At 60.4% G+C, this 25,673-nt stretch carries 39 protein-coding genes; 31 read left to right on the top strand and 8 right to left on the bottom strand.

All coding sequences use genetic code 11. From position 1 onward, the window contains the following. Nucleotides 1-107 precede the first annotated feature (107 nt). Nucleotides 108-401 carry a transcriptional regulator gene (locus AC1PUL_RS09410; RefSeq protein WP_480468042.1) on the bottom strand — a complete coding sequence of 98 codons (294 nt, stop codon included), beginning with the start codon at nucleotides 399-401 and terminating at the stop codon, nucleotides 108-110. Nucleotides 402-909: 508 nt separating this feature from the next. Between AC1PUL_RS09410 and rpsL the strand changes: the two genes are divergently transcribed. The 31 genes from rpsL (at nucleotide 910) to rplQ (ending at nucleotide 20,422) form a co-directional block, all read left to right on the top strand. Next, entirely contained in the window at nucleotides 910-1,281 is a 372-nt protein-coding gene (gene rpsL, locus AC1PUL_RS09405; RefSeq protein WP_003507760.1) for a 30S ribosomal protein S12, read from the top strand. A gap of 86 nt (nucleotides 1,282-1,367) precedes the next feature. Beyond that, a complete protein-coding gene (gene rpsG / locus AC1PUL_RS09400; RefSeq protein WP_113462470.1) occupies nucleotides 1,368-1,838 on the top strand; it encodes a 30S ribosomal protein S7 in 471 nt (156 codons plus the stop codon). A 32-nt stretch (nucleotides 1,839-1,870) separates the two neighbouring features. After that, a complete protein-coding gene (fusA, locus tag AC1PUL_RS09395; protein WP_480468034.1) occupies nucleotides 1,871-3,970 on the top strand; it encodes an elongation factor G in 2,100 nt (699 codons plus the stop codon). Nucleotides 3,971-4,042: 72 nt separating this feature from the next. Continuing rightward, on the top strand, nucleotides 4,043-5,218 hold the full coding sequence (tuf, locus tag AC1PUL_RS09390) for an elongation factor Tu (protein ID WP_185810194.1): 1,176 nt from the start codon (nucleotides 4,043-4,045) through the stop codon (nucleotides 5,216-5,218). A 377-nt stretch (nucleotides 5,219-5,595) separates the two neighbouring features. Beyond that, nucleotides 5,596-5,904: a 30S ribosomal protein S10 gene (rpsJ, locus tag AC1PUL_RS09385; protein ID WP_006728688.1), complete on the top strand. Its 309-nt coding sequence runs from the start codon at nucleotides 5,596-5,598 to the stop codon at nucleotides 5,902-5,904. Between the two features lie 170 nt (nucleotides 5,905-6,074). Next, on the top strand, nucleotides 6,075-6,713 hold the full coding sequence (gene rplC / locus AC1PUL_RS09380; RefSeq protein WP_298469152.1) for a 50S ribosomal protein L3: 639 nt from the start codon (nucleotides 6,075-6,077) through the stop codon (nucleotides 6,711-6,713). Nucleotides 6,714-6,726: 13 nt separating this feature from the next. After that, complete coding sequence (gene rplD, locus AC1PUL_RS09375; protein WP_298469149.1) at nucleotides 6,727-7,347, top strand: 50S ribosomal protein L4; 621 nt, start codon at nucleotides 6,727-6,729, stop codon at nucleotides 7,345-7,347. Then, nucleotides 7,344-7,637 carry a 50S ribosomal protein L23 gene (locus tag AC1PUL_RS09370; protein ID WP_054158100.1) on the top strand — a complete coding sequence of 98 codons (294 nt, stop codon included), beginning with the start codon at nucleotides 7,344-7,346 and terminating at the stop codon, nucleotides 7,635-7,637. Before rplD ends, AC1PUL_RS09370 begins: the two co-directional genes overlap by 4 nt. Before the next feature lie 17 nt (nucleotides 7,638-7,654). Continuing rightward, nucleotides 7,655-8,491 carry a 50S ribosomal protein L2 gene (rplB, locus tag AC1PUL_RS09365; RefSeq protein ID WP_162549186.1) on the top strand — a complete coding sequence of 279 codons (837 nt, stop codon included), beginning with the start codon at nucleotides 7,655-7,657 and terminating at the stop codon, nucleotides 8,489-8,491. Nucleotides 8,492-8,506: 15 nt separating this feature from the next. Next, entirely contained in the window at nucleotides 8,507-8,785 is a 279-nt protein-coding gene (gene rpsS / locus AC1PUL_RS09360) for a 30S ribosomal protein S19 (RefSeq protein ID WP_102019766.1), read from the top strand. A gap of 2 nt (nucleotides 8,786-8,787) precedes the next feature. Beyond that, a complete protein-coding gene (gene rplV / locus AC1PUL_RS09355) occupies nucleotides 8,788-9,177 on the top strand; it encodes a 50S ribosomal protein L22 (protein WP_162549187.1) in 390 nt (129 codons plus the stop codon). After that, a complete protein-coding gene (rpsC, locus tag AC1PUL_RS09350; protein ID WP_480468032.1) occupies nucleotides 9,177-9,908 on the top strand; it encodes a 30S ribosomal protein S3 in 732 nt (243 codons plus the stop codon). Before rplV ends, rpsC begins: the two co-directional genes overlap by 1 nt. A 39-nt stretch (nucleotides 9,909-9,947) precedes the next feature. After that, the gene (gene rplP, locus AC1PUL_RS09345) at nucleotides 9,948-10,361 is read left to right on the top strand and encodes a 50S ribosomal protein L16 (RefSeq protein ID WP_006728680.1); all 414 of its coding nucleotides are present in this window, start codon (nucleotides 9,948-9,950) and stop codon (nucleotides 10,359-10,361) included. Between the two features lie 11 nt (nucleotides 10,362-10,372). Beyond that, on the top strand, nucleotides 10,373-10,573 hold the full coding sequence (rpmC, locus tag AC1PUL_RS09340; RefSeq protein WP_028735898.1) for a 50S ribosomal protein L29: 201 nt from the start codon (nucleotides 10,373-10,375) through the stop codon (nucleotides 10,571-10,573). Nucleotides 10,574-10,586: 13 nt separating this feature from the next. Beyond that, the gene (gene rpsQ / locus AC1PUL_RS09335; RefSeq protein WP_113462300.1) at nucleotides 10,587-10,823 is read left to right on the top strand and encodes a 30S ribosomal protein S17; all 237 of its coding nucleotides are present in this window, start codon (nucleotides 10,587-10,589) and stop codon (nucleotides 10,821-10,823) included. 229 nt (nucleotides 10,824-11,052) lie between these two features. After that, entirely contained in the window at nucleotides 11,053-11,421 is a 369-nt protein-coding gene (gene rplN, locus AC1PUL_RS09330; RefSeq protein ID WP_006728677.1) for a 50S ribosomal protein L14, read from the top strand. A gap of 14 nt (nucleotides 11,422-11,435) precedes the next feature. Beyond that, on the top strand, nucleotides 11,436-11,744 hold the full coding sequence (rplX, locus tag AC1PUL_RS09325) for a 50S ribosomal protein L24 (protein WP_480468031.1): 309 nt from the start codon (nucleotides 11,436-11,438) through the stop codon (nucleotides 11,742-11,744). Continuing rightward, nucleotides 11,737-12,294 carry a 50S ribosomal protein L5 gene (gene rplE / locus AC1PUL_RS09320; protein WP_480468030.1) on the top strand — a complete coding sequence of 186 codons (558 nt, stop codon included), beginning with the start codon at nucleotides 11,737-11,739 and terminating at the stop codon, nucleotides 12,292-12,294. The genes rplX and rplE overlap by 8 nt, the downstream gene beginning before the upstream one ends. A 33-nt stretch (nucleotides 12,295-12,327) precedes the next feature. Beyond that, a complete protein-coding gene (gene rpsN, locus AC1PUL_RS09315; RefSeq protein ID WP_162549192.1) occupies nucleotides 12,328-12,633 on the top strand; it encodes a 30S ribosomal protein S14 in 306 nt (101 codons plus the stop codon). A gap of 12 nt (nucleotides 12,634-12,645) precedes the next feature. Then, nucleotides 12,646-13,044: a 30S ribosomal protein S8 gene (gene rpsH / locus AC1PUL_RS09310; RefSeq protein ID WP_136597312.1), complete on the top strand. Its 399-nt coding sequence runs from the start codon at nucleotides 12,646-12,648 to the stop codon at nucleotides 13,042-13,044. Between the two features lie 43 nt (nucleotides 13,045-13,087). Further along, a complete protein-coding gene (rplF, locus tag AC1PUL_RS09305) occupies nucleotides 13,088-13,621 on the top strand; it encodes a 50S ribosomal protein L6 (protein ID WP_480468029.1) in 534 nt (177 codons plus the stop codon). 12 nt (nucleotides 13,622-13,633) lie between these two features. Beyond that, nucleotides 13,634-13,996, top strand: coding sequence for a 50S ribosomal protein L18 (rplR, locus tag AC1PUL_RS09300; RefSeq protein ID WP_162549194.1), 363 nt, complete (start codon nucleotides 13,634-13,636; stop codon nucleotides 13,994-13,996). Nucleotides 13,997-14,139: 143 nt separating this feature from the next. Further along, on the top strand, nucleotides 14,140-14,709 hold the full coding sequence (rpsE, locus tag AC1PUL_RS09295) for a 30S ribosomal protein S5 (protein WP_185810443.1): 570 nt from the start codon (nucleotides 14,140-14,142) through the stop codon (nucleotides 14,707-14,709). A 14-nt stretch (nucleotides 14,710-14,723) separates the two neighbouring features. Then, nucleotides 14,724-14,933, top strand: a complete 210-nt coding sequence (rpmD, locus tag AC1PUL_RS09290; RefSeq protein ID WP_113462293.1) for a 50S ribosomal protein L30 — start codon at nucleotides 14,724-14,726, stop codon at nucleotides 14,931-14,933. Nucleotides 14,934-14,949: 16 nt separating this feature from the next. After that, a complete protein-coding gene (rplO, locus tag AC1PUL_RS09285; protein WP_113462292.1) occupies nucleotides 14,950-15,429 on the top strand; it encodes a 50S ribosomal protein L15 in 480 nt (159 codons plus the stop codon). Between the two features lie 238 nt (nucleotides 15,430-15,667). Beyond that, nucleotides 15,668-17,008, top strand: a complete 1,341-nt coding sequence (gene secY / locus AC1PUL_RS09280) for a preprotein translocase subunit SecY (protein ID WP_480468027.1) — start codon at nucleotides 15,668-15,670, stop codon at nucleotides 17,006-17,008. After that, entirely contained in the window at nucleotides 17,005-17,655 is a 651-nt protein-coding gene (locus AC1PUL_RS09275; protein ID WP_480468025.1) for an adenylate kinase, read from the top strand. The genes secY and AC1PUL_RS09275 overlap by 4 nt, the downstream gene beginning before the upstream one ends. A gap of 231 nt (nucleotides 17,656-17,886) precedes the next feature. Continuing rightward, entirely contained in the window at nucleotides 17,887-18,255 is a 369-nt protein-coding gene (gene rpsM / locus AC1PUL_RS09270) for a 30S ribosomal protein S13 (protein WP_113462289.1), read from the top strand. Nucleotides 18,256-18,384: 129 nt separating this feature from the next. After that, the gene (gene rpsK / locus AC1PUL_RS09265; protein ID WP_136597303.1) at nucleotides 18,385-18,774 is read left to right on the top strand and encodes a 30S ribosomal protein S11; all 390 of its coding nucleotides are present in this window, start codon (nucleotides 18,385-18,387) and stop codon (nucleotides 18,772-18,774) included. 98 nt (nucleotides 18,775-18,872) lie between these two features. Continuing rightward, the gene (locus tag AC1PUL_RS09260) at nucleotides 18,873-19,883 is read left to right on the top strand and encodes a DNA-directed RNA polymerase subunit alpha (RefSeq protein ID WP_185810440.1); all 1,011 of its coding nucleotides are present in this window, start codon (nucleotides 18,873-18,875) and stop codon (nucleotides 19,881-19,883) included. Between the two features lie 116 nt (nucleotides 19,884-19,999). Further along, on the top strand, nucleotides 20,000-20,422 hold the full coding sequence (rplQ, locus tag AC1PUL_RS09255) for a 50S ribosomal protein L17 (protein WP_185810439.1): 423 nt from the start codon (nucleotides 20,000-20,002) through the stop codon (nucleotides 20,420-20,422). Between the two features lie 76 nt (nucleotides 20,423-20,498). Here rplQ and AC1PUL_RS09250 read toward each other — a convergent pair whose 3' ends face one another. From AC1PUL_RS09250 to msrP, 7 genes are all read right to left on the bottom strand, one after another. Beyond that, a complete protein-coding gene (locus tag AC1PUL_RS09250; protein WP_480468022.1) occupies nucleotides 20,499-21,767 on the bottom strand; it encodes an RNA polymerase sigma factor in 1,269 nt (422 codons plus the stop codon). An 80-nt stretch (nucleotides 21,768-21,847) separates the two neighbouring features. Continuing rightward, the gene (locus AC1PUL_RS09245) at nucleotides 21,848-22,276 is read right to left on the bottom strand and encodes a VOC family protein (protein WP_480468019.1); all 429 of its coding nucleotides are present in this window, start codon (nucleotides 22,274-22,276) and stop codon (nucleotides 21,848-21,850) included. Nucleotides 22,277-22,282: 6 nt separating this feature from the next. Further along, nucleotides 22,283-22,720, bottom strand: coding sequence for a YciI family protein (locus tag AC1PUL_RS09240; RefSeq protein WP_480468018.1), 438 nt, complete (start codon nucleotides 22,718-22,720; stop codon nucleotides 22,283-22,285). A 170-nt stretch (nucleotides 22,721-22,890) separates the two neighbouring features. After that, complete coding sequence (locus AC1PUL_RS09235) at nucleotides 22,891-23,610, bottom strand: cytochrome c biogenesis CcdA family protein (RefSeq protein WP_480468016.1); 720 nt, start codon at nucleotides 23,608-23,610, stop codon at nucleotides 22,891-22,893. 4 nt (nucleotides 23,611-23,614) lie between these two features. Beyond that, nucleotides 23,615-24,022 (bottom strand): thioredoxin family protein, encoded by a 408-nt coding sequence (locus AC1PUL_RS09230; protein WP_480468014.1) that lies wholly within the window; start codon nucleotides 24,020-24,022, stop codon nucleotides 23,615-23,617. A 29-nt stretch (nucleotides 24,023-24,051) separates the two neighbouring features. After that, nucleotides 24,052-24,696, bottom strand: a complete 645-nt coding sequence (gene msrQ, locus AC1PUL_RS09225; protein WP_480468012.1) for a protein-methionine-sulfoxide reductase heme-binding subunit MsrQ — start codon at nucleotides 24,694-24,696, stop codon at nucleotides 24,052-24,054. Then, nucleotides 24,696-25,646, bottom strand: a complete 951-nt coding sequence (gene msrP, locus AC1PUL_RS09220; protein WP_480468010.1) for a protein-methionine-sulfoxide reductase catalytic subunit MsrP — start codon at nucleotides 25,644-25,646, stop codon at nucleotides 24,696-24,698. The genes msrQ and msrP overlap by 1 nt, the downstream gene beginning before the upstream one ends. Nucleotides 25,647-25,673 lie beyond the last annotated feature (27 nt).

Genomic DNA, 25,673 nt, shown 5'->3' with positions numbered 1-25,673 from the left:
GATCCGGGCGGCCTTTTTCGTGTAAGCCGGGGCAGGGATCCCTTGCGGCAACGAAAAAGGCCGATCGCAAGCGACCGGCCTGAAGTCATGTCTTGGGGAGTTGCCGCTCAGGCGAAACGGATGATCGCCACTTCGCCTTCCAGCGCGCCCTGATAGGCAGAGGCATGCGGCTCTTCGTCCGGAGCGCCGTTGATCATGCCGATCTGGTCGAGATCGGCCTCCAGGAAGCCTTCTTCGGACAACGCGTTCAGCGTCAGCCGAACGGCCGTATCGTCGTCCGGGGCCGTCAGCAGCACATGCAGGTCGATCGGTTCGCCGCCTTCGGTCTCGTAGGCCTTGGCGATCACGATGAACACCATCGGCTCGTCGCGGTTGTTGTCATTGTCGGGGCTGGTGATCATGGCGCCTGGTCTTCCTGTTGTGGCGGATCGATTCTTTCGCCGCGGCCGATTCGACCAGACGGGCAGGGAGGTTGACCCTCTCTCTCTACCTATCTAGAAGTTTCACGCCGCAAGCCAAGCCAAATCGTCCGTGCAGCCGCTTTTTCCTGTGCTGAGCGGCCAGACTCCCGCTCGGGCAGGGCGCTTAGGGCATTAATTGTCAGATGTGACTTGACGTTAAGGGGGGAAAACAGTAGTACCCCGCCCATCGGAGCCCATGTGAGATCGGGTTTTTCGGGACGACGCGTCCTGAAGTTCATCTCAAACAGGTCTCCAAACGCACGTTGACGACACGAATGCTGCTCGCACGACGCACTCTCGCAGTGCGTCCTCTGTCTTTTGTGGTCCATCCGCGAAAACGGGTCGGGCCACATTTTGCGCATGAAGAAAACAGTGCGGCCGCCGCCGGAAACGGCAAACCAACAGGGCCTGAAAGGGCTTGAGACTAGATTTTGCAAGGGATGGGTATATGCCTACCGTAAACCAGCTGATCCGCAAGCCGCGTCAGGCACAGGTAAAGCGCAATAAGGTTCCTGCTCTGCAGGAAAACCCGCAGAAGCGCGGCGTTTGCACCCGCGTCTACACCACGACCCCGAAGAAGCCGAACTCGGCTCTCCGTAAGGTCGCCAAGATCCGCCTGACCAATGGCTTCGAAGTCATCGGCTACATTCCGGGCGAAGGTCACAACCTGCAGGAACACTCTGTCGTCATGATCCGTGGCGGCCGCGTTAAGGACTTGCCGGGCGTTCGTTACCACATCATCCGCGGCGTTCTCGACACCCAGGGCGTCAAGAACCGCAAGCAGCGCCGTTCGAAGTACGGTGCGAAGCGTCCGAAGTAAGCTTCGGTCCTTCATCCATCAGATACCGGCGCTGCGCGAGGTTCTCCGCGTGATAAAGCGTCCCTAACCGTTGAGAGACAAATAGTATGTCCCGTCGCCACAGTGCAGAAAAGCGCGAAATCAATCCGGACCCGAAGTTCGGCGATCTCGTCGTAACCAAGTTCATGAACGCCATCATGCTTCACGGCAAGAAGTCGGTCGCAGAAAGCATCGTCTACGGTGCCTTCGACGTCGTTCAGAACAAGTCCAAGCAGGAACCGATTGCCGTCTTCCATCAGGCGCTCGACAATGTCGCGCCGCATGTTGAAGTCCGTTCGCGCCGCGTCGGCGGTGCAACCTACCAGGTCCCGGTCGATGTTCGTCCGGAGCGCCGCCAGGCTCTCGCGATCCGCTGGCTGATCACCGCTGCCCGCAAGCGCAACGAGACCACTATGGTCGACCGCCTCTCCGGCGAGCTGCTCGACGCAGCGAACAACCGCGGTAGCGCCGTCAAGAAGCGCGAAGACACCCACAAGATGGCCGATGCAAACCGCGCCTTCTCGCATTACCGCTGGTAATCAACCGATCGAATATCGAAAGGCAGTCCGTTATGGCTCGCGAATATAAAATCGAAGACTACCGCAACTTCGGTATCATGGCGCATATTGACGCCGGCAAGACCACGACCACCGAGCGTATCCTCTACTACACCGGTAAGTCTCACAAGATCGGCGAAGTTCATGACGGCGCAGCCACCATGGACTGGATGGAGCAGGAGCAGGAGCGTGGCATCACGATCACCTCTGCTGCTACCACGACCTTCTGGAAGGGTCGCGACGGCAAGATGCGCCGCTTTAACATCATCGACACCCCCGGCCACGTTGACTTCACCATCGAAGTCGAGCGTTCGCTGCGCGTTCTCGACGGTGCGATTGCTCTTCTCGACGCCAACGCTGGTGTTGAGCCGCAGACCGAAACCGTCTGGCGTCAGGCTGAAAAGTACAACGTTCCGCGGATGATCTTCTGCAACAAGATGGACAAGACCGGTGCTGACTTCTACCGCTCGGTAGAAATGATCAAGACCCGTCTTGGCGCCACCGCTGTTGTCATGCAGCTGCCGATCGGCGCTGAAAGCGACTTCAAGGGCGTTGTCGACCTGATCGAGATGAACGCTCTGATCTGGCGCGACGAGTCCCTCGGCGCTGCCTGGGACGTTGTCGAAATTCCTGCCGACCTGAAGGAAAAGGCCGAAGAATATCGCGAAAAGCTGATCGAGACCGTTGTCGAGATCGACGAAGAAGCGATGGAAGCCTACCTGAACGGCGACATGCCGGACAACGACAAGATCCGCGAACTCGTTCGTCGCGGCACCATCGACGTCAAGTTCCACCCGATGTTCTGCGGCACCGCCTTCAAGAACAAGGGCGTTCAGCCGCTCCTCGACGCGGTTGTCGACTACCTGCCGTCGCCGCTCGACATCCCGGCCATCAAGGGTATCGACTTCAAGACCGAAGCCGAAATCGAGCGCCATGCAGATGACGCCGAGCCGCTCGCCATGCTGGCATTCAAGATCATGAACGACCCCTTCGTCGGTTCGCTCACCTTCGCCCGCATCTATTCCGGCAAGCTCGAAAAGGGCTCGTCTGTCATGAACACGGTCAAGGACAAGCGCGAGCGCGTCGGCCGTATGCTTCAGATGCACTCCAACAGCCGTGAAGACATCGAAGAGGCCTTCGCAGGCGACATCGTTGCTCTCGCTGGCCTCAAGGAAACCACCACGGGTGACACGCTCTGCGATCCCCTGAAGCCGGTTATCCTCGAGCGCATGGAATTCCCCGAGCCGGTCATTCAGATCGCGATCGAGCCGAAGTCCAAGGGCGACCAGGAAAAGATGGGCCTCGCGCTCAACCGCCTGGCTGCCGAAGACCCGTCCTTCCGCGTCAAGACCGACCAGGAATCCGGCCAGACCATCATCGCCGGCATGGGCGAACTTCACCTCGACATCATCGTCGACCGCATGCGTCGCGAGTTCAAGGTTGAAGCCAACGTCGGTGCACCGCAGGTTGCTTACCGCGAAACCATCACGAAGCAGCACGAAGAAGACTACACGCACAAGAAGCAGTCCGGTGGTACCGGTCAGTTCGCGCGCGTCAAGCTCGTCTTCGAACCGAACCCGGATGGCGAAGACTTCAAGTTTGAGTCCAAGATCGTCGGCGGTGCTGTTCCGAAGGAATACATCCCGGGCGTTCAGAAGGGTATCGAAAGCGTTCTGTCCTCGGGTCCGCTCGCTGGCTTCCCGATGCTGGGCGTCAAGGCCACCCTCATCGACGGCGCCTTCCACGACGTCGACTCGTCGGTTCTCGCCTTCGAAATCGCATCGCGTGCCTGCTTCCGTGAAGCAGCCAAGAAGGCCGGCGCTCAGCTGCTCGAGCCGATGATGCGCGTCGAAGTCGTGACCCCGGAAGACTACGTCGGCGACGTTATCGGCGACCTGAACTCCCGTCGTGGCCAGATCCAGGGCCAGGAACAGCGCGGCATCGCGATCGTGATCAACGCTCACGTTCCGCTCGCCAACATGTTCAAGTACGTCGACAACCTGCGCTCCATGTCGCAGGGCCGCGCCCAGTACTCGATGGTCTTCGACCATTACGCACCGGTCCCGTCGAACGTTGCTGCTGAAATCCAGGCAAAGTATTCCGGTCAGAAGTGACCGGGATACGCCGTCCGTCCAATTGAAGATTTGAATTTCCCCTGACGGGGACCACAAAATGGAGAGCCGAAAATGGCAAAGAGTAAGTTTGAGCGCAACAAGCCGCACGTCAACATCGGCACGATCGGCCACGTCGACCACGGCAAGACGTCTCTGACGGCAGCGATCACCAAGTACTTCGGTGAGTTCAAGGCCTACGACCAGATCGACGCAGCTCCGGAAGAAAAGGCCCGCGGCATCACCATCTCGACGGCCCACGTCGAGTATGAGACCGCCAACCGCCACTACGCCCACGTTGACTGCCCCGGCCACGCCGACTACGTCAAGAACATGATCACCGGTGCTGCCCAGATGGACGGCGCGATCCTGGTTTGCTCGGCTGCTGACGGCCCGATGCCGCAGACCCGCGAGCACATCCTGCTCGCCCGCCAGGTTGGCGTTCCGGCGATCGTTGTCTTCCTCAACAAGGTTGACCAGGTCGACGACGCCGAGCTGCTCGAGCTCGTTGAACTCGAAGTTCGCGAACTGCTGTCATCCTACGACTTCCCGGGCGACGACATCCCGGTCGTTAAGGGCTCGGCTCTGGCCGCTCTGGAAGACTCGAACAAGACGATTGGCGAAGACGCGATCCGCGAGCTGATGGCTCAGGTCGACGCCTACATCCCGACGCCTGAGCGCCCGATCGACCAGCCGTTCCTGATGCCGATCGAAGACGTGTTCTCGATCTCTGGCCGTGGTACGGTTGTGACGGGTCGCGTTGAGCGCGGTATCGTCAAGGTCGGCGAAGAAATCGAAATCGTCGGCATCCGTCCGACGACGAAGACGACCTGCACGGGCGTTGAAATGTTCCGCAAGCTGCTCGACCAGGGCCAGGCCGGCGACAACATCGGTGCGCTGCTGCGCGGTGTGAACCGTGACGGCGTTGAGCGTGGCCAGATCCTGTGCAAGCCGGGTTCGGTCAAGCCGCACAAGAAGTTCATGGCAGAAGCCTACATCCTGACGAAGGAAGAAGGCGGCCGTCATACGCCGTTCTTCACGAACTATCGTCCGCAGTTCTACTTCCGCACGACGGACGTGACCGGCATCGTGTCGCTTCCGGAAGGCACGGAAATGGTTATGCCGGGCGACAACGTCACGGTTGCCGTTGAGCTGATCGTTCCGATCGCGATGGAAGAAAAGCTGCGCTTCGCGATCCGCGAAGGTGGCCGCACCGTCGGCGCCGGCATCGTCGCTTCGATCATCGAGTAATCGATTGAGAGGGCGGCCCTGGGCCATCAGCCCGGGGCCGCTTTTCGTTTCCGTCTGTCGGCTGGCGCAAGCCAGTCATGCAGACAGCGCGCATGTCGCCAATTCGTCCCGTCGGGCGGATTGACGAAAGGCCGATTGCGGTGTATGTCGCCGGCAACGATCAGAATCGCACGGTGATTTGCACCGTCAGTTCTTAGCGCTGCAGATTTCAAGGCCTGGTGACGGGTCGAGTTCGGCAGGGCTCCTCATGAATGAAAAGAGTGACAGGGGCACCCCGTGGTGTCCCTGTGATTTTTGAAAATTAGGGGCCGGCCAGTCATGGTAATTCACTGTCTCTGCGTATGCGGGACGCAAGAAAAGAAACAAGGACAAGTCGAATGAACGGCCAGAATATCCGCATCCGCCTGAAGGCGTTTGATCACCGGGTTCTCGATGCCTCTACGCGGGAGATTGTCTCCACCGCAAAGCGCACCGGTGCAAGCGTTCGCGGCCCGGTACCGCTCCCGACCCGTATTGAAAAGTTTACCGTCAACCGTTCGCCGCACGTCGACAAGAAGAGCCGCGAACAGTTCGAGATGCGCACGCATAAGCGCCTGCTTGACATCGTAGACCCGACCCCGCAGACCGTCGACGCTCTGATGAAGCTCGACCTGGCTGCCGGCGTTGACGTCGAGATCAAGCTCTAAGAAGGAATTCCGGCGAGAGCCGAAATAACAAGGAAGGTACGTGGCAAGACCTGCCAACGACTTCTCGAAACGGGAAACCCGAAGGTTCGGAAGGGCCGGAGTGGAATCCTTAAACAAAGAGGAAAGGCCGAGATCTGATCGAGGCCGCGACTCTCAAGAGGAATGAACCAATGCGTTCAGGTGTGATTGCACAGAAAGTGGGAATGACCCGCGTCTACAACGACGCCGGCGAACATATCCCGGTAACAGTTCTGCGGCTGGATAACGTACAGGTCGTTGCCCAGCGTACGGTTGACAAGAACGGCTACACCGCGCTCCAGCTCGGTGCCGGCACGTCCAAGGTCAAGAATACCACGAAGGGCCTGCGTGGCCACTTCGCTGCTGCGAGCGTTGAGCCCAAGGCCAAGCTCGTCGAGTTCCGCGTTTCCGAAGACAACCTCATCGAAGTCGGCTCCCAGCTGACCGCGAGCCATTTCGAAGCCGGCCAGCTGGTCGACGTCACTGGCACGACGATCGGTAAGGGTTTTGCTGGTGCCATGAAGCGCCACAACTTCGGCGGTCTCCGCGCTACCCACGGTGTTTCCGTTTCGCACCGCTCGCACGGTTCGACGGGTTCGAACCAGGATCCGGGCAAGGTCTGGAAGGGCAAGCGCATGGCTGGTCACATGGGCCAGACGCGCGTCACCACCCAGAACCTCGAAGTCGTTTCGACTGATGAAGATCGCGGTCTTATCCTTGTGAAGGGCGCCGTTCCCGGCTCCAAGGGTTCCTGGATCATCGTCCGCGACGCCGTCAAGTCGGCGAAGTAAGGGAGCCAAGCACATGGAATTTAACGTCAAGACCCTCGAGGGCAAGGACGCCGGCAAGGTTTCTCTGTCGGACGAAATCTTCGGCCTTGAGCCCCGTGAAGACCTGATCGCCCGTATGGTCCGCTACCAGCTCGCCAAGAAGCGCGCCGGCACGCACAAGATCAAGGGCCGTTCGGAAGTCTCCCGAACCGGCTCCAAGATGTACAAGCAGAAGGGCACCGGTCGTGCTCGTCACCATTCGGCCCGCGCTCCGCAGTTCCGCGGCGGTGGTAAGGCTCATGGCCCGGTTGTTCGAAGCCATGCCCATGACCTGCCGAAGAAGGTCCGTGCGCTCGCTCTGCGTCACGCTCTCTCTGCCAAGTTCAAGTCGGAAGACGTGATCATCGTCGACAACCTGGTTGCGGCTGAAGCCAAGACCAAGGCGCTCGTCGGTACCTTCGCCTCGCTCGGCCTCACCAACGCTCTCGTCATCGGCGGTGCCGAAATCGACAGCAACTTCAAGCTCGCCGCTTCGAACATCCCGAACATCGATGTTCTCCCGGTTCAGGGCATCAACGTTTATGACATCCTGCGCCGTGGCAAGCTCGTGCTTTCCAAGGCTGCTGTGGAAGCTCTGGAGGAGCGGTTCAAATGACGGATCTTCGCCACTACGACGTGATCGTATCTCCGTCGATCACGGAAAAGTCGACCATGGTGTCTGAGTACAACCAGGTCGTCTTCAACGTCGCCAAGGGTGCAAGCAAGCCGGAAATCAAGGCTGCTGTCGAAGCCCTCTTCGGCGTCAAGGTCACCGCCGTCAATACGCTCGTCCGCAAGGGCAAGACCAAGCGTTTCCGCGGCTTCGCCGGCAAGCAGAAGGACGTCAAGAAGGCCGTCGTGACGCTCGCCGAAGGTCAGTCCATCGACGTGTCGACGGGCGTCTGAGGTAGGGAACAAGAACAATGGCATTGAAAAGCTACAATCCGACGACCCCCAGCCAGCGTCAGCTGGTCATCGTCGACCGTTCGGGCCTGTGGAAGGGCAAGCCGGTCAAGGCGCTGACGGAAGGTCTTTCCAAGAGCGGTGGTCGTAACAACCTCGGCCGCATCACGGCTCGCTTCATCGGTGGTGGTCACAAGCGCACCTATCGTCTGGTTGACTTCAAGCGTCGCAAGTTCGACGTCGAAGGCACCGTCGAGCGCCTGGAATACGACCCGAACCGTTCGGCCTTTATCGCACTCGTCACCTACACCGACGGCGAGCAGGCCTACATCCTGGCGCCGCAGCGCATTGCTGCCGGCGACAAGGTCATCTCGTCCGACAAGGCCGTCGACGTAAAGCCCGGCAACACCATGCCGCTGCAGTACATCCCGGTCGGCTCGATCGTTCACAACGTCGAAATGAAGCCCGGCAAGGGCGGTCAGATCGCACGTTCGGCTGGCACTTACGTCCAGCTCGTCGGCCGCGATGCCGGCATGGCGATCCTGCGTCTCAACTCGGGTGAACAGCGCCTCGTTCCGGGCGCCTGCCTCGCCACCGTTGGCGCCGTGTCCAACCCGGACCACGGCAACATCAACGACGGCAAGGCCGGTCGTACCCGCTGGCGCGGTAAGACTCCGCACAACCGCGGTGTCGTCATGAACCCGGTCGACCACCCGCACGGTGGTGGTGAAGGTCGTACCTCCGGTGGTCGTCACCCGGTTTCCCCGTGGGGCAAACCGACCAAGGGCAAGCGTACTCGTTCGAACAAGTCGACCGACAAGTTCATCATGCGCTCGCGCCACCTGAAGAAGAAGTAAGAGAGGTAGTCAGAAATGGCTCGTTCAGTATGGAAAGGCCCGTTCGTCGACGGCTATCTTCTCAAGAAGGCTGAGAAGGTTCGCGAGACCGGCCGCAATGAAGTGATCAAGATGTGGAGCCGTCGCTCCACCATCCTGCCGCAGTTCGTCGGTCTCACCTTCGGCGTCTACAACGGCTCAAAGCATGTGCCCGTCTCGGTCAACGAAGACATGGTCGGCCACAAGTTCGGTGAATTCGCTCCCACCCGGACCTATTACGGTCACGGTGCGGACAAGAAGGCGAAGAGGAAGTAACAATGGGCAAGGCAAAAGCCGAACGCCGGCTGAAGGACAACGAAGCGCAGGCAGTCGCCCGCACGATCCGCGTCAGCCCCCAGAAGCTCAACCTGGTTGCCGCGCTGATCCGCGGCAAGAAGGTCGAGCGCGCTCTCGCTGACCTGGAATTCTCCCGCAAGCGCATCGCCGGCACGGTCAAGAAGACCCTGGAATCCGCGATCGCCAACGCCGAGAACAACCATGATCTCGACGTCGATCAGCTGATCGTCGCAGAGGCCTATGTTGGCAAGTCGATCACCATGAAGCGTTTCCACGCTCGTGGCCGCGGCCGCGCATCGCGCATCGAAAAGCCGTTCTCGCACCTCACCATCGTTGTGCGCGAAGTCGAAGCCAAAGGGGAGGCCGCATAATGGGTCAGAAAATCAATCCGATTGGCTTCCGCCTCGGGATTAACCGCACCTGGGATAGCCGTTGGTTCGCCGACAACGCCGAATACGGCAAGCTGCTCCACGAAGACCTGAAGATCCGCAAGTATCTGATGGAAGAGCTGAAGCAGGCCGGCATCGCCAAGGTCGTCATCGAGCGTCCGCACAAGAAGTGCCGCGTCACGATCCACTCGGCTCGCCCGGGTCTGATCATCGGCAAGAAGGGTGCAGACATCGAGAAGCTTCGCAAGAAGATCTCGTCGATGACGAACTCGGAAACGCACCTCAACATCGTTGAAGTGCGTAAGCCGGAAATCGACGCAACGCTCGTTGCCCAGTCGATCACCCAGCAGCTCGAGCGTCGTATCGCTTTCCGTCGCGCCATGAAGCGCGCCGTTCAGTCGGCCATGCGTCTGGGTGCCGAAGGCATCAAGATCACCTGCGCCGGCCGTCTCGGTGGTGCCGAAATCGCTCGTACCGAATGGTACCGCGAAGGTCGCGTTCCGCTCCACACCCTGCGTGCAGACATCGATTACGGTACGGCTGAAGCCGAAACCGCATACGGCATTTGCGGCGTGAAGGTCTGGATCTTCAAGGGCGAAATCCTCGAGCACGATCCGATGGCATCGGAACGCCGTGCACTTGAGGGTGATGCTCAGGGTCCCGCAAGCCGTGAACGCGGTGATCGTGGCGACCGTCGCCGCGAGAACGCTTGATTGAACGCTGGCGAAAGATAAGCTCGGAGAAGTAAGAAAATGTTGCAGCCAAAGCGTACAAAGTACCGCAAGCAGTTCAAGGGCCGCATCAAGGGCGTCGCCAAGGGCGGTTTTGATCTGGCATTCGGTGAATTCGGCCTCAAGGCTCTGGAACCGAACCGCGTGAACGCTCGCGAAATTGAAGCAGCCCGTCGTGCGATCACCCGCTACATGAAGCGTGCTGGTCGCGTGTGGATCCGCGTATTCCCTGACGTTCCGGTCACGGCCAAGCCGACCGAAGTTCGTATGGGTAAGGGTAAGGGTTCGGTCGAATACTGGGCATGCAAGGTCAAGCCCGGCCGTATCATGTTCGAGATCGACGGCGTTTCGGAAGAGATCGCGCGCGAGGCTCTTCGCCTCGGTTCCGCCAAGCTCTCTGTCACGACGCGCTTCGTACAGCGCATTGCAGAGTGAGGATCAAGTCGATGAAAGCCGCAGACGTACGCGCCATGAGCGCCGACCAGCTGAACGACGAGCTTGCTAAGCTGAAGAAGGAGCAGTTCAACCTGCGCTTCCAGAAGGCCACCGGCCAGCTCGAGAAGTCTTCCCGTATACAGGAAGTCCGTCGTGACATCGCACGCGTGAAAACCATTGCCCGCCAGAAGGCGGCAGAAGCCAAGGCCTAAGGACCAGAAGAATATGCCGAAACGCATTCTGCAGGGCGTAGTTGTCAGCGACAAGAACGACAAGACTGTCGTTGTTCGCGTTGAGCGTCGATTCGCCCACCCGCTGCTTCAGAAGACCGTTCGCCGGTCCAAGAAGTACAAGGCACATGACGAAACCAACCAGTACAAGACCGGTGACGTCGTTTCCATCCAGGAATGTGCACCGATTTCCAAGGACAAGCGCTGGACGGTAATTTCCGCCCAGGCTTAATTTACGGACTTCCTGCGCAAGGGCTTGCACCTTGCGCAGAAATCTGTATGAAGCAGGCCACTGGCTGAGAACGCTCGGAATCGGGCGTTCTTTTGCTTTGAGCGCACGGAAGGTCCCATATGGGAAACCACCCTGTATCCATCTTCCCGCGCACACCAGAAATTTATCATAAGCCTGGATAGGGGGCCTCGGCCCAACCGTTCGGGTTACAACAAGAAGGCGACCTGACATGATTCAGATGCAGACTAACCTCGACGTGGCGGATAATTCCGGCGCACGTCGTGTCATGTGCATCAAGGTGCTGGGCGGCTCCAAGCGCAAGTACGCTTCCATCGGCGACATCATTGTCGTTTCGATCAAGGAAGCGATCCCGCGCGGCCGCGTGAAGAAGGGTGACGTGATGAAGGCGGTTGTCGTTCGCACCGCCAAGGACATCCGTCGCGCCGACGGCAGCGTCATCAGATTCGATAACAACGCAGCCGTTCTTATCGACAACAAGAAAGAGCCGATCGGCACCCGTATCTTCGGACCGGTTCCGCGCGAACTTCGCGCCAAGAACCACATGAAGATCATCTCGCTGGCTCCGGAAGTACTGTAAGGGGAGCTACAGCGATGAACAAGATTCGTAAGGGCGACAAGGTCGTCGTACTCGCTGGCAAGGACAAGGGCCGTTCGGGCGAAGTCCTCCAGGTCATGCCGAAGGAAGACCGTGCGGTCGTTCGCGGCATCAACATTGTCAAGCGCCACCAGCGCCAGACGCAGACCGCGGAAGCCGGCATCATCAGCAAGGAAGCCTCCATCCACCTGTCGAACATCGCGATCGTCGACAAGGACGGCAAGCCGACCCGCGTCGGTTTCAAGGTCGTCGACGGCAAGAAGGTTCGTGTGGCCAAGCGTTCGGGAGAAGTGATCGATGGCTGAGGCAAAGTATGAGCCGCGGCTCAAGGCCGAATACGTAAACCGCATCCGCAAGGCGCTTCAGGAGCAGTTCTCCTACGCCAATGAGATGCAGATCCCGAAGCTCGACAAGATCGTCATCAACATGGGCGTGGGCGAGGCAACTGCCGACTCCAAGAAGCCCACTGTTGCTGCTGCCGACCTCGCAGCGATCGCCGGCCAGAAGCCGGTCATCACGCGCGCTCGCAACTCGATCGCTGGCTTCAAGGTCCGCGAAAACATGCCGATCGGCGCAAAGGTCACCCTGCGCGGCGCCCGCATGTATGAGTTCCTGGACCGCCTGGTCAACATCGCGCTTCCGCGCGTTCGCGACTTCCGCGGCCTGAACCCGAAGTCCTTTGACGGCCGTGGCAACTTCGCCATGGGCATCAAGGAGCACATTGTGTTCCCGGAGATCAACTACGACAAGGTTGATCAGATGTGGGGCATGGACATCATCGTTTGCACGACGGCGACCAACGACGACGAAGCTCGGGCTCTTCTGAAAGAGTTCAACTTCCCGTTCCGTCAGTAACCGTAACGACGAGCGTAGAAGAGGAACTTCGATATGGCGAAGACAAGCGCAGTTGAAAAGAACAAGCGCCGCCGCAAGACCGTCGCCAACCAGGCTGCCAAGCGTGCAGGCCTGAAGGCGATCATCATGAACCAGTCTCTTTCGATTGAAGAGCGGTTCAAGGCCACCCTGAAGCTGGCAGAACTGCCGCGCGATGGCTCCAAGACCCGTATTCGCAACCGTTGCGAAGTCACCGGTCGTCCGCGTGCATTCTACCGCAAGCTTGGAATGTCGCGTATCGCGCTTCGCGAGCTTGGCAACACCGGCAAGGTGCCGGGCGTTGTGAAGTCGAGCTGGTAAGGAGAGGCCAATATGACGATGACTGATCCGTTGGGCGATATGCTCACCCGTATCCGGAATGGTGCCGCTCGCCGCAAGAGCTCCGTCACCACCCCGGCCTCCAAGCTCCGTGCCCGCGTTCTCGACGTTCTGCAGGCCGAAGGTTACATCCGTGGCTACAGCCAGGTCGATTACGACAATGGCAAGTCTGAGATCACGATCGAACTGAAGTACTACGAAGGTGCTTCGGTCATTCGCGAAATCGGCCGCGTATCCAAGCCGGGCCGCCGAGTTTATGTCTCGGTTAAGTCCATCCCGCAGGTCGCGAACGGCCTCGGCATCACCATCCTTTCGACTCCGAAGGGTGTGATGGCCGATCACCAGGCTCGCGAACAGAACGTTGGTGGTGAGGTACTCTGCTCCGTCTTCTAAGACGGGCAGGGGATCTCCATAGCGAACAGACAGGATAAAAACTATGTCTCGTATCGGTAAGAAGCCCGTTCCGGTTCCGGCTGGTGTGACTGCCGCCGTCGATGGCCAGAAGGTCACGGCGAAGGGCCCGAAGGGTGAACTTTTCTTCGTCGCAAATGACGAAATCTCAGTGAAGCTCGAAGACAACGCTGTTGTCGTTCAGCCGAACAACAACTCCAAGAATGCTCGTTCCAAGTGGGGCATGTCCCGCACGATGATCGAGAACATCTTCAAGGGTGTTAAGGACGGCTACGAGCGCAAGCTCGAAATCAACGGCGTTGGTTACCGCGCGTCGCTCCAGGGCAAGAACCTGCAGCTGGCTCTCGGCTTCAGCCACGACGTTGTCTATGAGCCGCCGCAGGGCATCACCATTGCTGTTCCGAAGCCGACCGAAATCATCGTGACCGGCATCAACAAGCAGCAGGTTGGCCAGGTCGCCGCTGAGATCCGTGAATACCGCGGCCCCGAGCCCTACAAGGGCAAGGGCGTCAAGTATGCCGAAGAGCGGATCGTCCGCAAAGAAGGCAAGAAGAAGTAAGGAACGCGCGAAATGGCAAGCAGAAAAGAAGCACTTGTTCGTCGTGCCAACCGCGTACGGCGTCAGATCAAGGCGGTGGCCAATGGCCGTCCGCGTCTGTCGGTACATCGCTCGTCGAAGAACATCTACGCTCAGATCATCGACGACGTCGCTGGCAAGACCCTCGCGGCAGCCTCGACTCTCGATGGCGGCCTGAAGGGCTCGCTCAAGACCGGTGCGGACATCGCAGCAGCTGCTGCCGTCGGCAAGCTGGTCGCCGAGCGCGCCACCAAGGCTGGCGTCAAGGAAGTTGTGTTCGACCGTGGCGCCTTCATCTATCACGGCCGCATCAAGGCTCTCGCCGAAGCGGCTCGTGAAGGTGGCCTGACCTTCTAATCAGAAGTTTCCACCCGGGCTTGCGTCCGGGTGGATTTCCGGCTTTAAGCCGGTCACACCGGATTCCACCTTGCACCGGAAGGGCAGGGTGGAACTTTGCGTAATCTGCCGATTGCACCCGGAAAAGAAAAAGGAAAAGGACAATGGCACAAGAAAAGCGTGGTTCGCGCGAAGATCGCCAGAACCGTGAAGAGCGCGATAGCGAGTTCGTCGACAAGCTTGTCGCGATCAACCGCGTCGCCAAGGTCGTCAAGGGCGGCCGTCGTTTCGGCTTTGCAGCCCTCGTCGTCGTCGGCGACCAGAAGGGCCGCGTAGGCTTCGGCCATGGCAAGGCACGTGAAGTGCCGGAAGCCATCCGCAAGGCTACCGAAGCCGCCAAGCGCGACATGATTTTCGTTCCCCTGCGTGATGGCCGCACTCTGCATCACGACGTCAACGGCCGTCACGGCGCCGGCAAGGTTCTCCTTCGCTCCGCCAAGGCCGGTACCGGTATCATCGCCGGTGGCCCGATGCGCGCCGTTTTCGAAACGCTCGGCATGCACGACGTCGTCGCCAAGTCGACTGGTTCGTCGAACCCCTACAACATGGTTCGCGCCACCTTCGACGCCCTGAAGCACCAGGTGCACCCGAAGGACATCGCTGCTCAGCGTGGCCTGAAGTACGCTACCCTCCAGGCTCGCCGCGCTGCCTCTGGCAACGCAGCTGAAGAATAAGAGGAGTCGGATCCATGGCTAAGGCTACGAAGAAGACTGAAGCAAAGACGATCACGATCGAGCAGATCGGTTCGCCCATTCGCCGTCCGGAAGTGCAGCGCAAGACGCTCATCGGTCTGGGCCTCAACAAGATGCACCGGGTCCGCACCCTGGAGGACACTCCTTCGGTTCGCGGCATGATCCGTGCTGTCCAGCATCTCGTTCGCGTCGTCGACGAGAAGTGAGACGGGGGAAGTCATCATGAAACTGAATGAAATCAAAGACAACGAAGGCGCCTCCAAGGAGCGTATCCGCGTAGGTCGCGGTATCGGTTCCGGCAAGGGCAAGACCGGTGGTCGCGGCGTGAAGGGTCAGAAGGCTCGTTCGGGCGTTGCCATCAACGGCTTCGAAGGCGGTCAGATGCCCATCTACCGTCGCCTGCCGAAGCGCGGCTTCAACAACATCTTCGCATCGGAATACGTCACCGTTTCGCTCGGCCGTATCCAGACCGCGATCGATGCTGGCAAGCTCGACGCCAAGGCAACGGTTGACGCAGCTTCGCTCAAGGCCGCCGGTGTGATCCGTCGCGCCAAGGACGGCGTTCGCGTTCTTTCCGATGGCGAACTGAAGGCCAAGCTGACGATCGAAGTTGCCGGCGCCTCCAAGGCCGCCGTCGAGAAGATCGAAAAGGCTGGCGGTTCCATCAAGCTGCTCGAAGCAGCCAAGGAAGCCGCTGAATAAGTGACAGACAAATCGCCCGGGGTGCTTCACACCGGGCGATTTTGCTCCCATATGTGAGCCTCACGATCCCAGGACGGAATGGACGTCGTTTCGTCTTCCGGGTCATCTGGAAAACAAGTGTGTGAGGCATGCGGTTATTCGCAACTTCTCCCGCGCTCTGGTTTCTGAAAACAGTTTGAACGAATAGCCTTCCGGTCTGGCACGTCGTCGTCACCGGTTCAGGTTTGCGGAGAATTCTATGGCTTCTGCAGCGGAACAACTGGCCTCGAACCTCAACTTCTCGACTTTCGCCAAGGCGGAAGATCTGAAGAAGCGTCTGTGGTTCACTTTGGCCGCATTGCTGGTCTATCGCCTCGGCACGCATATTCCGCTGCCCGGCCTCAATCCCGAAGCTTACGCTGCGGCCTTCCAGGGCCAGTCCGGTGGTATCCTCGGTCTCTTCAACATGTTTGCCGGCGGCGCCGTCGAGCGCATGGCGATCTTCGCGCTGGGCATCATGCCCTATATCTCCGCATCGATCATCGTGCAGCTGATGACCTCGGTCGTTCCGGCCCTCGAGCAGCTCAAGAAAGAGGGCGAGCAGGGCCGCAAGATCATCAACCAGTACACCCGCTACGGCACGGTTCTGCTCGGTACCCTGCAGGCCTACGGCATAGCTGTCGGCCTCGAATCGGGCCAGGGCATCGTCGCCGATCCGGGCTGGTTCTTCCGTATTTCGACCGTCCTGACGCTGCTCGGCGGTACCATGTTCCTGATGTGGCTCGGTGAGCAGATCACCTCGCGCGGCATCGGCAACGGCATCTCGCTGATCATCTTCGCCGGCATCGCAGCCAGCCTGCCCATGGCGATCGCCCATACGCTGGAACTCGGCCGCACCGGCGCACTCTCGACCCTGCTGATCCTCACGGTCATCTTCGTTGCGATCGCCGTTATCGCGCTGATCGTCTTCGTCGAGCGCGCCCAGCGCCGGCTGCTGATCCAGTATCCGAAGCGCCAGGTCGGCAACCGCATGTTCCAGGGCGACACCTCGCACCTGCCGCTGAAGCTGAACACTGCAGGCGTTATCCCGGCGATCTTCGCGTCCTCGCTGCTGCTGCTGCCCGCAACGGCTGCCGGCTTTGCAGGCACCAGCGAGCTTCCGGGCTGGGCGACCACGATCATTGCAGCGCTGCAGCACGGTCATCCCGTCTACATGCTGCTCTACGGTGCATTGATCGCCTTCTTCGCCTTCTTCTACACGGCCATCGTCTTCAATCCGAAGGATACGGCCGACAATCTGAAGAAGCATGGTGGCTTCATCCCGGGCATCCGCCCCGGTGACCGCACCGCCGAATACATCGACTACGTGCTGACCCGCATCACGGTCGTCGGCGCCGTCTACCTCGTCTTTGTCTGCGTACTGCCCGAAATCCTCATCGCGCGCACCGGGATCCCATTAGCCCTTGGTGGTACTTCGCTTTTGATTGTTGTCAGCGTCACCCTTGATACTGTAGCACAGGTGCAGGGACATCTGATCGCCCAGCAGTATGAGGGCCTGATCAAGAAGTCGAAGTTGCGTGGAGGAAAGAGGGGACGATGAGACTGATTCTGTTAGGACCGCCGGGCGCGGGGAAGGGGACCCAGGCCCAGCGGATCGTGGAGAAGCACGGCATTCCGCAGCTCTCCACCGGTGACATGCTCCGTGCCGCGGTTTCCGCCGGCACGGAAGTCGGCAAGCGCGCCAAGGCCGTCATGGACGCCGGCAAGCTTGTCTCCGACGACATCGTCATCGCCATCGTCGCCGAGCGCATCGATGCGCCCGATTGTGCAAAGGGTTTCATCCTCGACGGTTTCCCGCGCACGCTCGTGCAGGCGGACGCGACCGAGGCCATGCTGAAGGGCAAGAATCTTGACCTCTCGGCCGTGGTCGAGATCCGCGTCGACGACGAGATCCTGGCAGATCGAATCGCCGGTCGTTACACCTGCGCCAACTGTGGTGCCGGTTATCACGACGAAAACCTCAAGCCGAAGGTTGAAGGCGTCTGCGACAAGTGCGGTTCCACCCACTTCAAGCGTCGCCCCGACGACAATCGTGATACGGTCCGCACCCGCCTGCAGGCCTATTACAAGGAAACTTCGCCGCTGATCGGCTATTACCACGCCAAGGGTAAGCTGCATTCGGTCGACGGCATGGGCGAGATCGATGCCGTCACCGGTGAGATCGAAGCCATTCTCGCTAAGCTCTGAAGGCTGGCTGATCCAAGAATCTTCGCGGGGCCGGTTGCTTTTGGCAACCGATTCCGTTAAAGACCGCGCCAACTCGCGACATGACTGCGATCGGCGCGTTCTTCCAAAACGCTGGGAGACCGGGTTCGATCGTTTTGGTTTGTCGAGAACCCGATTTGTAATTGCGGTCCCTTTGGGCCGTGTAACGAGACACCACTTGCCGGATGGCAACTGGAAGCAAGGAGAATAGGCGTGGCACGTATCGCTGGCGTCAACATCCCGACTGCGAAGCGCGTTGTTATCGCGCTGACCTATATTCACGGGATCGGCCCGAAGTTCGCATCGGAAATCATGGAGAAGGTCGGTCTTCCGGCTGACAAGCGCGTTCACCAGCTGACCGACGCTGAAGTACTCCAGATCCGCGAAACCATCGACCGCGATTACCAGGTCGAAGGTGACCTGCGTCGCGAAACCGCGATGAACATCAAGCGTCTGATGGACCTCGGCTGCTACCGTGGCCTGCGCCATCGTCGTGGTCTGCCGGTTCGCGGTCAGCGCACGCACACCAACGCCCGCACCCGCAAGGGTCCGGCGAAGGCGATCGCTGGTAAGAAGAAGTAATTTTTTCGAGGCAGTTGGCAATAGGCAGTGGGCAGTAGGGATACTACTGGCGACTGCCTAAATCCTTTTGCCTCGATTGGTGTAGCCGCTGGCATTACGGCGGTGATTAGATCAACTGAAAGGAAGACCATGGCCAAGGAAGCCGCACGCGTCCGCCGTCGCGAACGCAAGAACATCTCGACGGGCGTCGCCCACGTCAACTCGACCTTCAACAACACGATGATCACCATCACCGACGCACAGGGCAACGCGATTGCCTGGTCGTCTGCTGGTGCGAAGGGCTTCAAGGGTTCGCGCAAGTCGACCCCGTTCGCTGCCCAGATCGCTGCCGAAGACTGCGCCAAGAAGGCCCAGGAACACGGCATGAAGACGCTGGAAGTTGAAGTTTGCGGCCCGGGCTCCGGTCGTGAATCCGCTCTGCGCGCCCTCCAGGCTGCCGGCTTCATGATCACGTCCATCCGCGACGTGACGCCGATCCCGCACAATGGTTGCCGTCCGCGCAAGAAGCGTCGCGTCTGATCATCCTTCGTCTTGCCGGGCAGGCTTATACGCCTTCCCGGTGCTTCTCATATTCGGCCGTCACGATTGAATGGTGATGGCGAACGGAAGGTAAAATCATGATTCAGAAGAATTGGCAGGAACTGATCAAGCCGAACAAGGTGGAATTTTCCTCCTCCGGCCGCACCAAGGCGACCCTCGTCGCCGAGCCGCTTGAGCGTGGCTTCGGCCTGACGCTCGGCAACGCTCTGCGTCGCGTTCTCCTGTCGTCGCTCCGTGGTGCAGCCGTTACGGCTGTCCAGATCGACGGCGTTCTGCACGAGTTCTCGTCTATCCCGGGCGTTCGTGAAGATGTCACCGACATCGTCCTGAACATCAAGGAAATCGCCATCAAGATGGACGGCGACGATGCCAAGCGCATGGTTGTCCGCAAGCAGGGTCCGGGCGTTGTAACCGCCGGTGACATCCAGACGGTCGGCGACATTGAGATCCTGAACCCCAACCATGTGATCTGCACCCTCGACGAGGGCGCTGAGATCCGCATGGAGTTCACGGTCAACAACGGCAAGGGCTACGTCCCGGCCGAGCGTAATCGCGCGGAAGATGCTCCGATCGGCCTGATCCCGGTCGACAGCCTCTACTCGCCGGTCAAGAAGGTGTCTTACAAGGTCGAAAACACCCGCGAGGGCCAGGTTCTCGACTATGACAAGCTGACCATGACCATCGAAACCGATGGCTCGGTCACGGGTGAAGACGCCGTCGCTTTCGCTGCCCGCATCCTCCAGGACCAGCTCTCGGTCTTCGTCAACTTCGACGAGCCGCAGAAGGAAGCCGAAGAGGAAGCCGTCACCGAGCTCGCCTTCAACCCGGCGCTGCTCAAGAAGGTCGACGAGCTGGAGCTTTCGGTCCGCTCGGCAAACTGCCTGAAGAACGACAACATCGTTTACATCGGCGATCTGATCCAGAAGACCGAGGCAGAAATGCTGCGTACGCCGAACTTCGGCCGCAAGTCGCTCAACGAAATCAAGGAAGTTCTCGCTTCCATGGGCCTGCACCTCGGTATGGAAGTACCGGCATGGCCGCCCGAGAACATCGAAGATCTCGCGAAGCGTTACGAAGACCAGTATTGATAACAGTGAAGGCAGCCTCTAAGCCTGCCTTTCCCCGTCAAAATGCGAGCGCATGCTCGTATGTGTCAGGAAACGGCAGCCTCTGAGACAGAGCCTGCACTTAAAGGAGAATAGCAATGCGCCACCAAAAAGCCGGCCGCAAGCTGAACCGTACCGCCAGCCACCGTAAGGCGATGTTCGCCAACATGGCTGCTTCGCTCATCACCCATGAGCAGATCGTCACCACGCTCCCGAAGGCGAAGGAAATTCGCCCGATCGTCGAGAAGCTGGTCACCCTCGGCAAGCGCGGCGACCTGCACGCTCGTCGTCAGGCCATCTCGCAGATCAAGGACGTTGATGCCGTCAAGAAGCTCTTCGACGCCATCGCTTCGCGTTACGCAACCCGCAACGGCGGCTACCTGCGCATCATGAAGGCCGGTTTCCGCCAGGGCGACAACGCCGCCATGGCTGTCATCGAGTTCGTCGAGCGCGACGTTGACGCCAAGGGCGCAGCCGACAAGGCCCGCGTCGCCGCTGAAGCCGAAGCTGAAGCAGCGTAAGTTACCTCCCGTAAGGGAAGGATGAAAAAAGCCGGGTGAGCGATCACCCGGTTTTTTGCGTTTGACGGACCGCAATTCAACGGCCACAGTCGGCAACACGCCCCATTAGAAATGCCCGCTCCACCGCATTATCGCTGAGACTGGCTGCCCGTTCGAACGCCGCCTGTGCTTCCGCCCTCCGCGCCAGCCGAAACAGGAAATCCCCCTTTGCCGCATAGAGCGGCAGGTAGTCGGCAAGTTGCGGCTCAGCCTCGATCTCCGCCAGCAGTGCCAGCCCCGTCTCCGGTCCGAACGCCATGGCATGGGCCACGGCGCGGTTCAGCGCCACGACAGGCGAGGGGACGCGTTCCAGCAGCCGGTCGTAGAGCGCAGCACTTCTGACCCAGTCCGTATCTTCAAATTTTGCGGCCCGCGCATGCACGGCTGCGAGCGCCGCCTGTAGGGCATAGATCCCGTCTTCGCCGCCCAGTCGGCTGACCATCGCCAGGCCGTCCACACCGCGCTGGATCAGCAACCTGTCCCAAAGCCGCCGGTTCTGAGTTTCCAGCGTTTGCGCGCTGCCATCCGCTCCGAGCCGTGCCTTGAAACGCGAGGCCTGAAGCTCCATCAGCGAAAGCAGCCCATGCGCTTCCGGCTCTTCAGGTGCCAGGCCCACCAGGATGCGGCCGAGCCGCATCGCCTCGTCGCAAAGCTGCGTCCGGATCAGGTCTTCGCCCCGGCTTGCCGCATAACCCTCGTTGAAGATCAGGTAGATCACTTCCAGCACCGAGGCGAGGCGGGCATCGCGCGCCGCGCCCAAAGGCACTTCGAAGGCCACGTCGCCCTCACGCAGGATCTTCTTCGCCCTGACGATCCGCTGCGCTACGGTCGTTTCCAGCGTGAGGAAGGCGCTAGCGATCTCCTCCGTCGTCAGCCCGCCGATGATCTTCAGCGTCAGCGCCGTGCGCTGGTCGCGGGAGAGCAGCGGATGGCAGGCGGTGAAGATCAGCGCCAGCCGCTCGTCACCGATCTCGTCGTCCAGCGCTGTCTCCACGGTCGCATGTTCGTCTGCCCTGCCGGTCTCGATATCATGCGCCAGCGCTGCCTCGTGCCGCGCCATCATCCGGCGTCGGCGCCAGAGATCCACCGCCCGGCGCTTCGCCGTCGTCATCAGCCAGCCGCCGGGATTTGGTGGGATGCCGGAAGCCGGCCATGCCGCAAGCGCCGAAACCAGCGCCTCCTGCGCCAGCTCCTCGGCGAGGCCGAGGTCACCGACATATCGAGCGAGCCCGGCGGTGAGCCGGACCCGCTCCATGCGATAGATGCCTTCGATGTCGCGGGCGATGGCCTCGACCCGATCAGGCAAGGCCGAACGCGCGTCTCCGTCTCGTCTCATGGTCAGCAGTATGGACCGGCCACACGCCCGGTCAACCGAAGACATCGCGTTCAGGCGTCGACGCTGGTCGTGTCGCCGGCTGCAGCCGCCGGGTCCATCCAGAAGATCTCCCAGACATGCCCGTCCGGATCCTCCACCGAGCGGCTCCACATGAAGCCGTGATCCTGCGGCGGGTTGGGATCGACACGTCCGCCGGCGCGGCTTGCCGCGCCCACAACCCGGTCGACATCCGCATGCGCCTCGACGGTCAGCGCCAGAAGCGTTTGGCTCGTCGCCTTGGCGTCTGCAATCGGACGGCTCGTGAAGGTCCGGTAGAAGTCATGCGTCAGGATCATCACGCCGATCGTGTCGGTCAGCATCATGCAGGCCGCATTGTCGTTCGAGAATTGCGGGTTCTTCCTTGCCCCCAGTGCCTCGTAGAAGCGGGTCGAGGTGTCGAGATCGGTGACCGGCAGGTTGATGAAGAGCATCTTGCTCATGATGGCTCAGCCCTTCGAGTTCTGCTGCGCGGCAAGTCCTTCGGCTGCGCGGTCATGGCTTGCCTGGCCCTCGGGGCTCGCGACATCGGCAAAATCCTCCATCTCGTAGAAGGGCCGGATCTCGATCTCGCTTGGCGTCATCATCGGGTTCGGGCAGCGTTTGACCCAGGCGACCGCCTCGTCCATGTCCTTCACCTCCCAGATCCAGTAGCCGGCGACCAGCTCCCGTGTCTCGGCAAAGGGTCCGTCGATAACCCGGCGATCCGGACCGTCGAAGGCGACCCGCTTGCCCATTTTCGAGGGCTTGAGACCATCGCCCGAAAGCATGATGCCAGCCTGCACCAGTTCCTCGTTGAACTTGCCCATGTCCTCGAACAGCTTTGGCGGCGGCATGATGCCTTCTTCGCTGTCTTCCGTTGCCTTGACCATCACCATCACACGCATGTCGTCTCTCCTTTCGTTGCGAGAACCGCTTTTGCGATCCTGCTCCCCCAACGAACGAGCTAACCCTATTTCGACACGGCATGCGAAAAAAATCTGAAGGAGCGAAGTCGAAAGGGAAGGGAATGCATGCCCCTCCGTCTCTCGATCGCTCAAGCTAATGGGGCCCGGCTCTAGATCCTGGTCGTCAGATCGATCAGAGACGCCGGCGCGTTTTCTAGGATCCAGATCTCGATGGTCTTGTCGAAGCCGGAGACGACGAGGGCGCCGGTGATGAACAGGACCCCACCCATCAGGCTCTTCCCGGCCTGACCGATTGTCAGCAGACGATGACGCGAGCGCGCAAGCGCCTCACGTGACAACAGGCCCATGATCAGCAGCGGGAGTGCCGCACCCAGCCCAAAGGCGACCATGGTCATGGTCACCTGCACAAGGTTTTCACCACGCGATGCCATGAGTGAGGCTGCGCCCAAGGTCGGGCCGACGCAGGGGCTCCAGACCGCGCCAAGCAACAGGCCAACGAGGAACTGTCCCTTGATGCCCTTGTCATCGACCTGTCCGAAGCGCGCCTGCGACCACGCGGCAACCGGTCCGGCAGCCGCTGCCACCCGATGCTGCGCCATCGGCAGGATGAGAACCGCACCGAACACGATCATGATCACGCCCGCCGCCAGGCGGAACACGGTGAAGTCGAGGCCAATAGAGAAACCGACCAGCGCAACGAAGAGGCCGATCGTCACGAAGGACAGCGTCAGACCCGCCGCAAGCGCGACGGGTCCGTAGCGATGCCGGTTGATGGCCGTGCCCAGCACGATCGGGATGAGCGGCAGTGTGCAGGGGTTGAGCAGGGACAGGAGGCCCGCAAGAAAGGCAAGCAGACTGCTGCTCAGCATCGGATCATCGTCCGAGTGTCGATACGAACAGCTGCTCGACCGAGGCCGGGTTGGTGTCCGCGACGCTGCGGCCCGTCTCCTCTGCCCCCTTGAAAGCGATCAGTGTCGAACGGTTTTGCGCCCCGAGACTGCGCATCTCGTCCTTTTGCTTGTCGTAGTCGAGCTTCAATACCAGCACGTCTTTGAATTCGGGCTTGCCAGCCAGCGTGTCGATGATCCTCGTCTGGGCCCGGCACGTGCTGCACCAGCTTGCCGTGACATCGACGACCACCGATTTGCCATCCGCCTTGGCCGCTTCGAGCGCGGAGGTCTCAAACGGAGCGATCTCGATGGCGTTGGCAAAGCCGGCTGTGGCAAGCAGCATCGCGGCGCCGGAGAGAGCCGCAGTCCATGTGTATCGAGTGATTTTCATCGTGTTACCCCTTGTTTTCGAATGATCTCTCAAACGCTTGTTGCCGCCCTGCGTTTAGCCCTGCGCCGCTCCATGATCTTCGGCCTGACCAGCCGGTAGCCGAGAAGCACGATCGTCACGACGATGTAGAAGGCTGCTTCCGGATCGATGACCTTCAGCGACAGCGCGTAATGCAGGATCGCGACGATCAGGATCGGATAGGTGAGCTTGTGCAGACTGTTCCAGCGCGGGCCGAGCCGCCGGATCGACCACTGGTTCGAGGTTAGCGCCAAGGGGATCAGCATCAACAGCCCCGCCATGCCCAGCATGATATAGGGCCGCTTCAGCAAGTCGCCGGCGATCGACGACAGGATCATGCCCCGATCGAGCGTCAGATAGACTGCAAAATGCGCCAGCACATAGTAGAAGGCGAGAAGCCCGAGCGCGCGCCGATAGGCGATGAGATTGACGCCGAACAGATCACGCAGTGGCGTAAACGCAAGCCCGAGACACAGGAACTTCAGCGCCCAGAGCCCTAGCAGGTGTTCGAAGGCCCGCACCGGATCGGCACCCAGCCCGCCATAGATCCCGAGATAGAAGGCATATAGCCCCGGCATTAGTCCGACCGCATAGAGCGCCCAGATCGATGCCGGCTTGTAGCGGGCGGGCAGGGCAGGGAGTGCAAGCGTGGCCATCAGTAGAACTTCGTCAGATCCATACCGGCGTAGAGGCTCGCCACCTCGTCGGCATAGCCGTTGAACGGCAGCGTATCGATCCGCGCCCCACCGAACAGCCCGTCGGCCTCGCCGATCCGCCGCTCGGTCGCCTGGCTCCAGCGCGGATGGTCGACGGCAGGATTGACGTTGGCATAGAAGCCATATTCCTGCGGTGCGGCGATGTTCCAGCTCGTCGGCGGCTCCTCTTCGGTCAGCGTGATCTTGACGATCGACTTGATGCCCTTGAAGCCGTATTTCCACGGCACGACCAGCCGGATCGGCGCGCCGTTCTGGTTCGGCAGGGTCTCGCCGTAGAGGCCCGTTGCCAGGATCGTCAGCGGATGGCGGGCCTCGTCCAGTCTGAGCCCCTCGACATAGGGCCATTCCAGCGCCTGGAAGAGCCCGGATTGTCCCGGCATCTCCTCGGGACGGACAAGCGTTTCGAACGCCACATACTTCGCCGACCCAAGCGGCTCCACCCGGTCGAGCAGGGCGGAGAGCGGGAAGCCGATCCAAGGGATGACCATCGACCAGGCCTCGACGCAACGCATCCGATAGACGCGCTCCTCCATCTCGAAATCCTTCATGATCGCCTCGATGTCGATCACCTGCGGCTTGGCAACCTGTCCGCCGACCTCGATCGTCCAGGGTCGCGTGGTCAGCGACCCCGCATTCTTCGCCGGATCTTCCTTGCCCGTCCCGAACTCATAGAAGTTGTTGTAGGTCGTCACGTCCTGCTTGGATGTCAGCTTCTCGTCGAGCTTGTAGATGCTCGGCTTGGCGGCAATCGGGGCGGCAAGTGCCTGCGATCCCAGCCCGACCGCCGCAAGGCCTCCGGCTGCCACGCCCATGAACTCCCGGCGTCTGAGATAGAGCGACTTTGGCGTGATCTCGGAACTGCTGATCTTTGGCGGCTGGTAACGGGGCATGGCAAACCTCTTGGGGCTCTCTATGTC

The sequence above is a fragment of the Rhizobium sp. P43 genome, assembly GCF_056730705.1.
Note: the sequence above shows the minus strand (reverse complement) of the source record. Positions and strands in the feature narration are given on the sequence as shown.